Origin of the sequence: Paenibacillus sp. FSL P2-0089 (assembly GCF_038595095.1) — a bacterium.
Taxonomy (GTDB): Bacteria; Bacillota; Bacilli; order Paenibacillales; family Paenibacillaceae; genus Paenibacillus_AQ; species Paenibacillus_AQ silagei.
The window spans coordinates 2,720,784-2,734,797 of the sequence record NZ_CP152006.1 but is presented as its reverse complement, the minus strand read 5'-3'; the positions used below and the strand labels follow the sequence as shown (position 1 = coordinate 2,734,797).

Annotated in this window: 16 protein-coding genes; 5 read left to right on the top strand and 11 right to left on the bottom strand. The window is 49.7% G+C overall.

Features of this window, described 5'->3' with window-relative positions:
• Positions 1-104 precede the first annotated feature (104 nt).
• Positions 105-599 carry an RNA polymerase sigma factor gene (locus NST69_RS10975; RefSeq protein WP_342549276.1) on the top strand — a complete coding sequence of 165 codons (495 nt, stop codon included), beginning with the start codon at positions 105-107 and terminating at the stop codon, positions 597-599.
• Entirely contained in the window at positions 596-1,558 is a 963-nt protein-coding gene (locus NST69_RS10970; RefSeq protein ID WP_342549275.1) for a hypothetical protein, read from the top strand. Before NST69_RS10975 ends, NST69_RS10970 begins: the two co-directional genes overlap by 4 nt.
• 86 nt (positions 1,559-1,644) lie before the next feature.
• Here the strand turns inward: NST69_RS10970 and NST69_RS10965 are convergent, their stop codons facing one another.
• The 3 genes from NST69_RS10965 to NST69_RS10955 are packed head-to-tail and all read right to left on the bottom strand — an operon-like array spanning position 1,645 to position 3,139.
• Positions 1,645-2,187 carry an AAA family ATPase gene (locus NST69_RS10965; RefSeq protein ID WP_076073916.1) on the bottom strand — a complete coding sequence of 181 codons (543 nt, stop codon included), beginning with the start codon at positions 2,185-2,187 and terminating at the stop codon, positions 1,645-1,647.
• Positions 2,184-2,723, bottom strand: a complete 540-nt coding sequence (locus NST69_RS10960; RefSeq protein WP_342549274.1) for a hypothetical protein — start codon at positions 2,721-2,723, stop codon at positions 2,184-2,186. The genes NST69_RS10965 and NST69_RS10960 overlap by 4 nt, the downstream gene beginning before the upstream one ends.
• Positions 2,720-3,139, bottom strand: a complete 420-nt coding sequence (locus NST69_RS10955) for a MerR family transcriptional regulator (RefSeq protein ID WP_341168971.1) — start codon at positions 3,137-3,139, stop codon at positions 2,720-2,722. The genes NST69_RS10960 and NST69_RS10955 overlap by 4 nt, the downstream gene beginning before the upstream one ends.
• Before the next feature lie 239 nt (positions 3,140-3,378).
• Between NST69_RS10955 and NST69_RS10950 the strand changes: the two genes are divergently transcribed.
• Together NST69_RS10950 and NST69_RS10945 are read left to right on the top strand one after the other, a co-directional pair.
• Complete coding sequence (locus tag NST69_RS10950) at positions 3,379-3,720, top strand: hypothetical protein (RefSeq protein ID WP_342549272.1); 342 nt, start codon at positions 3,379-3,381, stop codon at positions 3,718-3,720.
• A 214-nt stretch (positions 3,721-3,934) separates the two neighbouring features.
• Positions 3,935-4,819: a LysR substrate-binding domain-containing protein gene (locus NST69_RS10945; RefSeq protein WP_342549271.1), complete on the top strand. Its 885-nt coding sequence runs from the start codon at positions 3,935-3,937 to the stop codon at positions 4,817-4,819.
• 21 nt (positions 4,820-4,840) lie between these two features.
• Here NST69_RS10945 and NST69_RS10940 read toward each other — a convergent pair whose 3' ends face one another.
• From NST69_RS10940 to NST69_RS10905, 8 genes are all read right to left on the bottom strand, one after another.
• Complete coding sequence (locus tag NST69_RS10940) at positions 4,841-5,830, bottom strand: aldo/keto reductase family protein (protein ID WP_342549270.1); 990 nt, start codon at positions 5,828-5,830, stop codon at positions 4,841-4,843.
• Between the two features lie 180 nt (positions 5,831-6,010).
• Complete coding sequence (gene helD / locus NST69_RS10935; RefSeq protein WP_342549269.1) at positions 6,011-8,440, bottom strand: RNA polymerase recycling motor HelD; 2,430 nt, start codon at positions 8,438-8,440, stop codon at positions 6,011-6,013.
• Between the two features lie 235 nt (positions 8,441-8,675).
• Positions 8,676-9,269, bottom strand: a complete 594-nt coding sequence (locus NST69_RS10930) for a flavin reductase family protein (protein WP_342549268.1) — start codon at positions 9,267-9,269, stop codon at positions 8,676-8,678.
• Between the two features lie 31 nt (positions 9,270-9,300).
• Positions 9,301-10,239, bottom strand: a complete 939-nt coding sequence (locus NST69_RS10925; RefSeq protein ID WP_342549267.1) for a ring-cleaving dioxygenase — start codon at positions 10,237-10,239, stop codon at positions 9,301-9,303.
• Positions 10,240-10,439: 200 nt separating this feature from the next.
• On the bottom strand, positions 10,440-11,447 hold the full coding sequence (locus NST69_RS10920; protein WP_342549266.1) for a hypothetical protein: 1,008 nt from the start codon (positions 11,445-11,447) through the stop codon (positions 10,440-10,442).
• Between the two features lie 19 nt (positions 11,448-11,466).
• Entirely contained in the window at positions 11,467-11,865 is a 399-nt protein-coding gene (locus NST69_RS10915) for a VOC family protein (RefSeq protein WP_342549265.1), read from the bottom strand.
• Positions 11,866-11,948: 83 nt separating this feature from the next.
• On the bottom strand, positions 11,949-12,779 hold the full coding sequence (locus NST69_RS10910; RefSeq protein ID WP_342549263.1) for a helix-turn-helix domain-containing protein: 831 nt from the start codon (positions 12,777-12,779) through the stop codon (positions 11,949-11,951).
• A gap of 76 nt (positions 12,780-12,855) precedes the next feature.
• Positions 12,856-13,338 carry a GNAT family N-acetyltransferase gene (locus tag NST69_RS10905; RefSeq protein WP_342549262.1) on the bottom strand — a complete coding sequence of 161 codons (483 nt, stop codon included), beginning with the start codon at positions 13,336-13,338 and terminating at the stop codon, positions 12,856-12,858.
• Positions 13,339-13,681: 343 nt separating this feature from the next.
• On the opposite strand from NST69_RS10905, the gene NST69_RS10900 reads away from it, so the two are divergent.
• Positions 13,682-13,969 carry a helix-turn-helix transcriptional regulator gene (locus NST69_RS10900; protein ID WP_036729848.1) on the top strand — a complete coding sequence of 96 codons (288 nt, stop codon included), beginning with the start codon at positions 13,682-13,684 and terminating at the stop codon, positions 13,967-13,969.
• Positions 13,970-14,014 lie beyond the last annotated feature (45 nt).

Here is a 14,014-nt window from a genome sequence, read left to right as displayed (position 1 = left end):
GCTGTATCAGGGTAAGCTTAAGGCAAGCAGAATAAATTCCCGGAAACAAAATGTGACCGGATGCCGTCCTAAAGGGTGTTATAGATAAAGGAGGGCATAACCTCATGCAGCAACCCATGACCCGGCCGGGCCATCCTGTGATGAAGAGCTACGAACAATATGCAGATATGCTGTACCGGATTGCCCTGGTTCATCTGGGCAGCCGCCAGGATGCCGAAGAGGCTACGCAGGACACCTTCATCAAGCTGATGGAGAAGGCTCCCGTATTCAAAGATGACGAACACCAGAAGGCCTGGCTGATCCGGGTCATCACCAATCATTGCAAGAATCTGCTGGGCAGAGGCTGGCGCAAGCGCGAGGTCAAGCTCGAAGGGGTGGAGCCGGTTACGGCCGATAACCCCGAGGAGCTGGCGGTCTTGCAGCTCGTGCTGGCACTGCCGGTGAAGTATAAGACTGTCATTCATCTATACTATTATGAGGATTACCCTGTCCAGGAGATCAGCAGAATTCTGCAGATCAGCGAGTCTGCCGTGAAGATGAGACTTCAGCGCGGGCGGCAGCTGTTAAGACTGGAGCTGGAAGGAGCAAAAGCGGAATGAAGGAAGATCAGTTTCGAACCCAATATAAGAAAGCGGTGGATACTATGAGTTCAAGCAGAGAAATGAAGCAAGGTTTAGAAGGTAAAATGGAACAAAAGCGCCGTCCGCGTAAGATGGTCTATATCGCAGCAAGCGTGTTGGTCGCCGCCGGAATCGGCCTGGCCGGACCCAGCGTAATGAAGCAGCTAAATGGTACAGCTTCCCCTAATCAAGTAGCCCAGGTAGATCCGGGCACGCCTTCGGCAGGGAATTCTGCCGGAGTCGTCATTCCCAAGATCGAGCTGTCGGATAAAAGCTCCGGTGCCCAAGCCGATATGATCGGCCTGGTCGTCTACCAGGGCAATATCTATACCCAGGCGGCGATCCGCATTGAAGCAGCCGATGCGGCTGCACTGCGCGGGGAGAAGCTGGGCCGCACCACCAGCGGGATTGATGAATGGAGCGGCAAGGATGCGTATACGGAGCTGGCCTCGAACATCGGGGAGACGGATATCTATGCTGTCAAAGGATATGATTCCGGCTTCCTGGTCATGTCTTATACAGAGGCAGACGGTCAGGTGTTCGCGGAGCTGTACGAGCATACGAACGGAATTACCGTGAACAGCGGAGCCGATCTGATCGGCAAGCTGAACCTGGACGGGCGCATCGCCTCTGCCCAGTGGGAGAGCTTCGATAGCTGGAACAACGGCAAGCAGCAATACCTTCCGCTGCCGGAAGACGCAGCGCTTAACGGCTTCCTGAGCGCGCTTAATGCCGCCAAGCCGCTGTCCGCAGACTCGCTCATGGCGCAAGGCATCTATGACAATGAGGACCGCAAGCTGGTTTACCTCGAACTTGCTGACAAAGCCCGGGTTGAGCTAACCTTGTTCGGCAAGGGACTTGTGCGCTACGGCAATGCGCCAGTATTCTTCGAGGTTGAGCCCGGTGCTTTCCAGGCGCTGTGGGATAACCTAAAATAGTTCAAAGGCCATCCCTGCCGGGATGGCCTTAAGCTTTTACACACGAATAGAAAGTAAACCATCCTATACACCGCAGATTTATTCACCTAAGAGACAATTCCCGTGCTACCCTTCCATTTTTCCTTAATATACTCCTTGATCTGTTCCGCCAGCGCGGCCGTAGGTGTAGAAGTGGTGTCAAAAGTAGGCATCGGCGGATCATACTCCGTATCTGCATGGTCCAGCAGCCACTGCGCGAATTCCTCGTGCTGCCTGAGCATATCCTCTGTCCAGGTCGCTGCATCCTCCCGGCCCCGCAGGCGGGCATTTCGGGTGGCATCGTCACAATGCAGGTTAATAAAGTGCACTTCACTGAAAGCATCATAAACATCGCATTTCTTGGCGTCCCAGGGCATCATCGTCCCGCAAATAATCGTTCCTCTTCCCGACAACGCAACGGCATGCGCACAATGAAACAGCACATTATACCGGTCCTGGTACTCCAGCTTCTTCCCCGTCGTCCCGAAATTATCGTCATCCGTACTGAATAGAACAAATTCCGGCATCTGCTCCCTCAACTCATGCATGACCGTGGTTTTACCTACTCCGCTGGCTCCGGTGATAATGAATAATGGTAATTGGGTTCTCATATGCTCTCGATCTTAGCTCCTTCCACGCGGTATTTCTTCTCCCATTCCGACATAGCGTTGGAATCAAGCCTGATTAGCTTGGCCGGGGTGTATTCGTTATACTCATTCAGCTCACTTTTGTCTTGTGGAAGTCGCAGTTCTTTAATTCTGCGCACCACTTCCTCATCGGTATGAATCTCCACCGACTCCTCCTCAGACACGACCTTCAGCGGAATCACCTGCTTAACACTGGTACCCGTTCCATCCCTATCCTTGTAAGACAATTCAACCGCCAGACTATACTGCCCGCAAGGGACTGGCTCCCTGGTGAAGATTTCAACGTACAGGTCCGTTACTGACTGCGTATCGTCAATCCATATTCTCCCACTGCTGTCTTCAACAGCACCATTCAGATTAGGGGACCGGTGAAGCCCTGCCGGAAGGATTAATTGTAAGCGGGCATTCTGCACCCCGCCGGGCAGCGCGATGTGAAGCCAGAGATGATTCATTCCTTCTTCCTGCTCTATAGCAGATTTTGCAAAGCGGATATGGATCATACCTGCCCCTCCTCTTGAAGTAGTCTAGTAATCGTCTCAAGCATCTTCTCCTTCAGCGCCGTTGAGATGCGCGGACTAACGGAGAGAATGACATCCTCACTAACAACATGCAGCTCACTCTGGAGCATCTGATCCGATTGGTAGAGCCGCAGGTTATCGCCCAGCTTCATGATTTCGTCCATCGTCAGTCCGGCTAACTTCTCTTGGGCCGAGGCCAACGTCTCGCCGCTCCTGGTTAATACAAGGATCGCCCGTAAATAATGCAAATGACTATCTGTATACGCCCTCTTATTGCCCACCAGTTCCAGCGGCGGCAGCATCCCGATCTGCGTATAGTACCTGACTGTCCGCAGATTCATCTGCGGATCTTCATTCTGTAACACCTCAGCCAACTGCTTAGCAGTGTACGTATGCATCGTACTCCCCTTTCTTATCCAAACAAAAAAAGTTACACTACACTGTATACGTTACAGTTTAGTGTAACTGTATTGTGTTGTCAATATTCATGTTTTGACAGAGTGAAGTGGAATAATATCTCATCCTAATTCCCTTTATTAATAAATTAATTCATATTTTTATGTATAATCCTTTACATATGGATATTTCTTCTGTAATATTTAATAATATCCTAATATTTGAAATGGAGTGAGAATTTATGAATAAGAAATTTCTCGCCGGGTTATTGACTGTATCTGCCTGTTTTTCTTTAGGATCAACATCCTTTGCTTCTAGCGTTGAAACTACTCTGGCTCCCAACGCATTCCTTCCAACTAATGTTGCTCAATCCGCGCCTAATGATTATGTTCGCGATTTAACAATTGCTGTAGGTGAAACTGTTGAATTTTACCCTTATCTATGGCATTTCCTTCGGTGGGATGGCAGTTTGCTAGTAACAGAAGATGGAAGATTCATCGGTCTTTCTCCAGGATATTCGGTTGTAGCTGCTGAGATCACTCCACAAGGTGACAGATTGATATTTAAAGTAACTGTACAATAACTCCTGATATTCATAATTTATGCAATTATTAAAATCATAAAACACCCTCTCTGACCAGGGACTGTCCCCTAATGTTGGTAAGGGTGTTTTTAGCTAATAGTTTCCTGGTCGAAAGAATTTACAACAATAAATTAGGCCCATACAGCGCAGCCAACCCCCTACTTCCCTTATGATGCTATACTAGCTTTATCTGTAGGAAAAGAGGACCACAACAATGGATATACGAAAATTACAATACTTCATTGCGGTTGCGGAAGAGCTTCATTTCCATCGTGCCGCAGAGAAATTACATATGACACAACCTCCGTTGACCCAGCAGATACAAGCCCTGGAACAAGAGCTTGGTGTGAAGCTATTTGAACGGAACAAGCGTCAGGTCCGCCTCACACCGGCGGGAGCTGTTTTTTATGAGGAAGCCAGCCGGGTTTTAGCTCAACTGGAGCGGTCTATTCAAACTGTACGGCTGGCTAGCCAAGGCATCATTGGACATTTGAACATTGCATTCATCGGTTCAGCAGAAGGCGGAATCATGGTCGATGTACTCAAAATATTCCGGCAACGGTTTCCTCAAATACAGCTGAACCTGCTGGAGATGACTTCTGCCCAGCAATGGCAGGCGTTGCATGACGGTACCATCCATATTGGATTCATGCGCTTCATTGAGCCGACACAGAATATTAATCATTGCAGCCTGATCAACGAAACTCTGGTTGCCGTGCTGCCTGATCAACATCCGCTCGCCAAGCTTCCTGCATTGCCGGTCTCCGCTTTGCGTTCCGAGCCTTTTATCTTCTTTCCGCGTAAGCACGGTCTTCCTTTTCATGATCTGATTATGGGCTTCTGCGCTGAGCATGATATTTACCCTCAGGTTGTACAGGAAGCCGTGCAGATGTATACCATTGTTAACCTTGTGGCAGCGAACCTGGGAGTTTCCATTGTCCCTTCTTCAGTTTCCGTCTTCCAGCGCAGCGGGGTCGTGTTCAGACCCTTCGAAGAAAATGCGCCGCCTGTTCCCTTCTACGCTGCCTGGAGAACGGATACGAATCAGGCCATCCTCTCTGCATTTATAGAGATTTTACAAGAACATAATTCCAGGTGAAAGGTGAGCGGACAGCGTTATTCACCCGGTTTTTGCAGGATCACGCTCAACTAGCCCCTCTAATATTCTGTCGATCTCACTCAGCAAATCAGATTCAAGACGCACGCCCGAAGCCTTCACATTCTCTTGTACCTGCTCTGGTCTGGATGCCCCAATGATTGCAGCCGACACCTGCGGATTCTGCAGCACCCATGCGATGGCCAATTGCGGCAGTGTCAGCCCCGCTTCGTGTGCAAGTGAGGACAGCCGGGAGACCGCCGTAAGAACCTCTGTGTGCAGCCACTGGCCAGCCAATCGTTCAAAAAACGGAGAACCCGCCGAAGTCGAAGCGCGGGACCCCTGCGGGACCGGTTGATTCGGCAGATATTTTCCCGACAGAATGCCTTGGGCCAGCGGTGACCAGACAACCTGCCCGATTCCTTCCTGCTCAGAAGCCTGGATAACCTCCGCTTCGATCACCCGCCATAACATCGAATATTGCGGCTGGCTAGCCACCAGAGGAACCCTCAGCTCCCGGGCCAACACCGCAGCTTGTGTGATCTGTTCCGCCGTCCATTCGCTGATCCCCACATACAGAACCTTCCCTTGACGCACCAGATCAGAGAAGGCCAGGAAGGTCTCCTCCAGCGAAACCTTCTTGTCAAATCTATGGGCATAATAAATATCTATATAATCCGTCTGTAACCTTTTTAACGAAGAGTTACAAGCTTCCATGATATGCTTCCGGGATAATCCCCGGTCATTGGGGCCTGTTCCTGTAGGCTGATAGACCTTGGTACATAACTCGATGCTCTCCCGCCGCACACCTGTTAAGACTTGTCCCAGCACCGTCTCAGCCTTCGTATCCGAATACACATCTGCGGTGTCAAATGTAGTAATTCCCGCATTCAATGCAGCGTGGACACAAGCTTTAGCGGTGTCATTATCCACTTGAGCCCCATGCGTAATCCAGTTGCCAAAAGCAATCTCACTGACCGATAAGCCGCTGGCACCCAATTTACGATATTCCATCTTCTTACCTCCTTTTAATAGCTATTTAAGCGTAACAAATTACTATTAATAGGTGAAATATCATTTAATGAGTGTTTTGATATGAAAAAAGTATCACAGATCCATCCACTGCATTCTTTTAGGTAAACCTGGCTCAACATGCAAAGACCCCTCCATTAAATTAGAGAGGCCTTCTTATATCTATAGCGTAGCTACTGTCTGCTCATACAACGCCCCATCTACCCCACCGACAAACGGCGTCCACTCCCCTGCAGTATACAACTGCAGCCGGTGCATAGCCCGAGTACATGCCGTATAAAAAAGCTTCCGCTCACTCTCCCTGTGATACGTCTGCGGAGAGGCGTCGTAGATCAGTACGGCATCGAACTCCACGCCTTTGGCCAGATAAGCGGGGATCACCTGTATTCCTTTTTCAAAAGTTGGCGTATTCTTCGTAATCAGCCTCAGCTCCGGGGCGCCACCTTGGGCAGTCAGGCACTCATAAGCTTCTCTGCTCTCTGCGGCCGTCTTCGTAATCACAGCGATGGAGCTATAGCCTTCAGCCTGAAGCTCCGCGAGATCTTTCACGATGCGCTCCGCCCTCAACTCACGATTGTCCAGCTTAGCCAATACCGGCTTCCGGCCCCTCCGTTCAAAAGCCACAATCGCCTCGCCGCCGGGCAGCAGCCGCTTCGTAAACTCCACAATCTCAAAGGTCGAGCGGTAGCTGCGGACCAGCAGGAACTGGCTAGTCTCTTCTTCTCCATAGAGCTTCAGCAGCGGTGAGCTGCTTCCATACAGATTCGTCGCCTGCGTGAAGATCGCCTGGCCGAAGTCTCCCAGCACCGTCATGCGGGCACGCGGAAACAGCTTTTTGAGGAACTCATACTGGAACATGGAATAATCCTGGCCTTCATCCACAAAAATATGCCGCACCTGCGTATTCGTCCGCACACCTTCGATTAGCTCTTTTAAATACAAATACGGGGTCGCATCTTCATACCAGAGTGTCCCGCTATCCAGCATCTTCCGGGTCTGCCCGCAGATCTCCAGCCACAGCTCCGGCACCTCCGCTTCACCCGTCATTTCCCTGTAGGCCGTTTCATCACTGAACAATTGACGGTAGAGCCCGGCCATGTCGATAAAGGTGAACTTCCTGATCCCCCGTCTCAGCGGTTTGAACTGCTCCTTCACGATCATCTGGGCCAGCAGCTCTTCCTCCCGTTCGGCGAAATCAAAGTCACTCTCATCCTGCTCGCGCTTGTGGACCAGCAATTCCTGAAGGCGGAGGTATTTCTCGGCAAAATCAAACACGCCCCGTTCCCTGTGCAGCATCCGGTATACTTCAGCGTATTGGTCATTGTCGAGGTAATTCATCTCTTCCTCTACCCAGGAGGCTCCCTGCTCCAGCTTTTGCAGTCTGGTCAGCTCTTCGAGCAGCCATTTCTGCACCAGCGTAATCCGGTTAGGCAGACGAATCGAAGGATCAAAGCTGTATAGCTTGCTCTTGATTAGCTCCCCCGAGATTAACACGCGGTCCCGGAAGCGAATGTCCTTGAACAGCATTCCCTCCAGCTTCAGCCACTGCGCATAACCCTGAAGTGCCCGGAGGAAGGCTTCCAACGCCTTATATCCGACTCCCTTGAGACGGGCTTCATACCCCTCTTCCTGCTGAGCGGTAAGCACGTATTCCATCTGATCGAACGAATCTTCAATCCGGTAATCCTGCCCCAGCCATGTTTCCAGATATTCCTGAAAGGTGACCTGCTGCATATTCTCTTCACCCAGCTCCGGAAGAACGGTAGATACATAGCTGTTGAACATCGGGTTAGGGGAAAATAACACAATCTGATCCGCCGTCAGCCGCTCGCGGTGTTTGTACAGCAGGTAGGCTACGCGCTGGAGCGCTGCCGAGGTTTTGCCGCTGCCCGCCGCTCCCTGCACAATAAGCATCCGGCTCGTATCGTTACGGATAATCGCGTTCTGCTCGGCCTGAATCGTGGCTACAATGCTCTTCATTTGTGAATCTGCGCCTTTGCCAAGCACCTGCTGGAGCAGCTCATCTCCGATCGTAACGCTCGAATCGAACAAATGCTGGAGCTGACCGTCACGGATCTGGTACTGCCGCTTCAGTTCCATCGTTCCGCTAATCCGTCCTCCGGGTGTGTCGAAGGCTGCTTTTCCTGGCGGATAGTCGTAGTACAGGCTCGCAATGGGGGTCCGCCAGTCATAGACCACGAAGCTCAGACCATCCTCTTCGATGAAGGAGGACACTCCGATATAGACCTGTTCCACAGCCTTCTGACCCTCCTCGTGAAAATCAATCCGGCCAAAATAAGGCGACGGCAGCAGCCGCTGCATATTCTTCCATTGCCGCAGCTTCCGCGCATGACTGCGTTCCCGTTCTGACAGGACTGCGTCCTGCTGGGTAATGGTGAAGAAGCTCTCTTCGAAATCCTCCTCCGTACTCGTATTGACCGTAACCTCTTCCCAGAATCTCCGGCGGATATCTGTGGCCTGCTCCTTCAGCTGGCCAACCTCCGGCTCCAGGTTTGCGATCCCCGATTTCAGCTTCTCTTTGACCTGCTCCAGCCACTCCTGCTCCTGCTCCCAGCTGCTTACCTTCTCCATCACCTGATCACTCCTCTTTCTTGAAATAGTCCCAAACAGGCGGGTTGACAAACCGGATGTCCCTTTGCTATAATTAAGATATAAATAAGATGCGTTACCTCCGATCCGATTTTCGAAAATAGTCAACAGTCTTATAACATTAGCATATTATTTCTTTGCCTGCAATACTTCCTGAATCATAATTAACCCTGGCGCTTGCGCCAGGGTTTTGTTGTTTAGGTGATAACTTGTCCTATTACACAGGCCGCTCGATCTCAAAAATCTCCCCAATCCCCGCATAGTTATTCCCGGCCAGACGGCTTACCGCCCCTAATGCCACCGGATTAATTCTCCCCTGCTCGTAGATCGCCTCGTCCAGATGAAACTGCACGATCCTGCCGATCAACAGATCATTATTAGGCAGCTCCAGGCAATGCTCCAACATACATTCCAACCGCACCTTCGCTTCCTGGACGCCGGGGACCTTAATGCGTAGGCTATCCACAGGCGTCATACCAGCTAAGGCGACCTCACTCTGGTCAGGCTGCAATGGTGCGGCAGTCCTATTCACTTGTCTGACATTCTGCTCATCCACAATATGAACCACAAACTCCTTCATGTGCTTGATGTTGCGTGCAGTATCCTTGGGCTGACCCCCGGCATGCTGAATAGAGATAGAGATCATAGGCGGGTTGGAGGATACAATATTGAAGTAGCTGAACGGCGCACCGTTCAAGACCCCATTCTCCGACAAGGTAGTTACAAAAGCAATCGGACGCGGAATAATCGTCCCGACCAGAAGCTTATAATTATCCCGTTCGGTGCGGTGCTTCGGATCAATAGTGATCATGCTCGTGCCTCCTTTTTAATGTCAAAGCAGATTAGTCAAGCTCTCTTACAGTAACCGGCAGCAGAACTTGTTCAATCTGTGCTCTGTGCGGCTCGTATTGTTCCGGCAGCATCAGGCTGGTCCCCATCGTCTCCGGCGTTTCATCATGAGCGAAGCCCGGAGGATCGGTAGCGATCTCGAACAGAATCTCCCCATGCTCTCTGAAGTAAATGGCGTTGAAATAATTCCGGTCCTGCACAGGCGTTACCCCATATCCATTATCATGCACAACTTCCTGCCATTCAAGCTGATCCTGATCATCCTTCGCTCTCCAGGCGATATGATGTACGGTGCCGACACCCATTTCACCGCGCGGTACAGCCGTTACCTTCAGCTCAACCACATTGCCCAGATCCGCAGCCGAGCGGTAGCGGGCGACATCGCCTTCCTGCCCCACGAATGTAAGTCCCATCACCTTCTCCAGCAGCTCCGCCGTTTGTTCAGGTTGAGTGGACAGCAGTGTTGCGCCGCCGAAGCCCTTGATCGCCACCTCGGGGGTTACGCCGCTGAAGGTCCATTCATTACGCTCACCCGCCTCCCGTTCCACCAGCTCCAGATGCAGACCGTGCGGATCATCGAATTCCAGGTAGTGCTCTCCGAACCGCTCCATCTCTGTGTAAGCCACCTTGAATGCCGTGAGCCGCTCTCTCCAGAACGCCATCGCCCCAACCGGAATCACATATGAAGTCACACCAACCTGCCCGCCGCCGATCTTACCCTGATACGCATCCGCCCACGGGAAGAAGGTAATAATCGTTCCCGGCTTCCCGCCATCATTGCCGAAGTAGAAGTGATACGTTCCCGGATCGTCGAAATTGACCGTTTGCTTCACCAGCCGCAGCCCCAGTACCCCTGCATAAAAGTCCATATTCTCCTGCGGATGCCCGACAATCGCGGTGATATGATGAATACCCATGGTTTGTTTGTTCATTTGAATTCACTCCTTTTTGTTTGATTTGCCTAAATTATCTTTACATTAAGATATTAACTTTAATATTATCTTTAAGTTAAGATATTATATGTTCTCACTTTACTTTTTATTGCTCCCCTTGTCAAGCGGATAACAATATTCAATCCTGCACATAGCGCCTGCTTGATTTCCTTGAACGAGTGCCTGAATATGCTCCATCTTCATCCTCCTGAATCAAGCCTGCCGAAATCCCGAAGCAGCTTGGTTTTCTCAATGGCCTTAGCCGCCTTCCACCAGTTCTCGCTGATGGCAAACTCTTTGGCGTACACTTCATTGTTTTGGAACCAGCTCCAATTGATCCCCCATACTTCGCCCTCCGGCTTTGTATCAATGAGGTAATCCAGTTCTTGATGTATCCAAGCTTCATTACCCGAATAGAACCTGCTGCCAGGGGAAGTGATATAATTCGAGGGCCGCACACCATAATAAACCCACTTGCAGATGTCCTTTTCAATAGACTCATAGACTAATTTTCTTAAGGTATCCTGTAAAAAATCATACTCCAATATATCTGCTAAGCCACACTGCTGTACGGTGTCCAGAAGAGTGCAGCAGCCTGCGATACCCATGTCCCCATAGTTATCCGTCGTTTTGAGCCGGTATATCAGTTGACGTGATACCTGCGTGGCTTTTTGGTATATGCTGCTGCCGGGGTCCGTGAAATTCAAGATGAAGCTGACGATTTCAGCCGTGACGCCTACGCTTTCCACCTTGTTGGACTCCGCATTGAAGGTCCACCATGGGGCATGCGGGTAGTCATTGTTAGATGGAATACTGAAGAACCAGTAATCTTTCGAGAAATAAGCCCCGCTTTCAAGAAACCTTATTATCCCTTGCATAATTGGGTGCTTAGTATCGGTAAAACTTACATTCCTCAGGATATGAATGGCAGTCACGGTTGTATACGGTGAGGAATGTGGATTCCAGCTATCTGCCTCGAGTCCGTTTCCGAAGCCTCCATCTCTATTCTGGTAGTAAGCTAATTCCGCGAGCACCTCTTCCTTACTACCTCTTTCGAACTCATATTTCCAAACGGAGAGTTCAACAGGCCGGGCGTTGCGATGCATCCACTGCCGAATTTCCTCAAATGCCTGCCTGCTTAGCTTCTTACTACCGTTCGGTGTTGTTACTCCAGCGGTTGAGCTTGTGTCTTCTCTGTCAGCTGCCATGATCGGTTTCCTCCAAGGGTTATGAGATTAACTGCCATTTCAAGCCAAACTTATCTTCAATAGACCCGTACATAGGGCTGAAAAATTGTGGCCCCAGTTCCACCACAACCTTGCCGCCTTCCTTAAGCCGTTGGAATACCTGGCATACCTCGTCACCAGACTTGAAGAAGACATTCAGGCATATCATGTTCCCCGCTGCTAGTTTCTCTTGCGTGTCGCTCATGTTGAGCCTTGATCCACAGATTGTGATTTCACTATGCATAACATGATCATGTATATCCTCTGACACAGGGAAGCTCGGATCCGGCGGGGCATTTCTGAAGTAATCTATGCAGACATCCGTCACATCAAAAACCTGCTGATAAAACTCTATAGCTTCTTTACAATTCCCCGGTAAATGTATCGCTGGCACGATCATAACAAACCCCCTTCCTATAAGGAGCAGCAGGCTATGGGCCATTGCTGGCCTGGATGAACACGGCTCCATGCGCTAATTGTAAGCTACATTTTGAAGCTGTCATTGTAAAAAACGGACATGTTCTTCAGATAATCCTGCGGAGTCAGACCGCAAAGCATCTTGAAGTCCTTATTGAAATGCGGCTGATCGAAGAACCCGGCCTGTACAGCAACTTCCGTGAACGACTCTGGCTTATTCTGCAATAGCTTCAGCGCGTAATTGACACGGACTATCCTGGAAAACATCTTCGGGCTGGTGCCAATATGTCTTAGAAACAAACGCCGGATGTGCTTCTCGCTATAGTAGAAATCGGAGGATAATTTCTTAGCGCTTACATTCCCATGCTTGCTAATTATACTGTTCATGATCGCAGAGACGTCCTTGCTTATAGGACGAGCATATAGCCTATGGATGAAAATTCTGTTAACTGTATTCAGCAGCGAAACGATACTCTCCGATTCCAGCAGTATGTCCTCCAGAGCTTGCTTCAGAGTCTTATCCAGCTGGTCCAGCATAAAGGAGGCATCCAGCAATTCGGACTGGTCAGCCTTAATGAAAGGATACAGTCCGCCCGGATGAAACTCAATCAAAAATAACAGCTTCAGCTTATTAGCAAATGCTCCGACATGGCACACCTTGGTGTTTGTACCCCGCAAACTTGAGATGATGTTATGATGTGTCACCGATAGCACCAGTGTAGAGCTTGCAGACGGCAGAACAGCATACTCATCCGACATCGTCTGCACCGTTGGAGTGGAAATCGTATAGCTAGAGATAAAAGGCCGCAACAAGAGATGCGGGGAGACATACAAAAAATGCTTGTCACGAATGAGAGATGCTCCCTTATAGCCTTCAAGACTAGTTTGAGAAATCATCTGTTGGCCTCCCACGCTTCATTTTGACGATCCGAAAACAGAACAAAGATAGTTTACATTCGCTATAATACTTAGGTTAATTAACCTCTTTTTCATAATAGCACAAGGTCAGCTTGTCGTTGATTTCTTGAGTCTCCCCCGTCTTTCTGTAACCCATCTTCTCATACAAATAGCAGTTTCTTTCCTCTTGCACGATGGTAGCCAGTCCCCAGACTGTAGCGTCAGCATAGATTTGCTCGATTTGGGCGAATACCTGCTGGGCTATGCCCAGGCCTTGATACTCCGGCAAGATAAATATTTGGCCTAGCCAATATTTCTGCTCATCTGTCTTCTTGACCCTAATGCTACCTGCTGCGACACCGGCATACCGGATGATGTAATAATCTACAAAAGCCTGATTAAGCCGTTCCGCCACTCTCTCCACCGTTTCATTGGCCGGGCTTGTCTCATAATCCTGATATTTCTCCAAGAGCGGCAGAAAGGCCTGAAGCTGCATAGCATGAATATCCGCCGCATCCTCCAACGTAGCTTTACTTAATGTAACCTCTGACTGTTTCATTGTATGTACCTCCTGGCTTTATACCCTATACACGTAATCCCAATGTTCACCCTTAAGTACGGAGTCAGGACCCATGTGCCGTTTCTGTTGCAAAACAAAACCAACGCGCTCATACATCCGCTGGGCTGGAATGAGGTCATCATTAGTAGTTACCCGAATAGCTTCAGGTATTTATTCGTATAATCTTCAAGCTGCTCAAGTAGGGACTGCACGGGTTCATCTCCTAACTTATTGGGGATGGTGTTGTAAAAACACTGTAATACATAATTATACATTTATGCAATGATAAAGCGGATACACCATTGCCGTTGACAACCGGAATGCCCCAGAGTATCATAGTCACATGACTTTACAACCATTAACGGACACGCAGCGTGTCCGCATATTTCAGACGTTGTCGGATGAGAAGCGGATCGAGATTATCCGCTTTCTGAAGAATATAGAGCGGCCCCCTATCTGCGGGGAGGTCGGGCAGAGCCTCGGAATCAGCAAATCCAACAGCTCGTATCATCTTAAGCTGTTGTCTGAATCCGGGCTGGTGAATATAAGGAAGGAAGGTGTACATAAGCATATCAGTTTGAACCTGGACACCTTTGAGGCCTATTTACCCGGGTTCTTAGCTACTCTCTAGGGCAGTAGCTTTTTTTTGCCTTAATAGTCATAAAGTTTTATGACT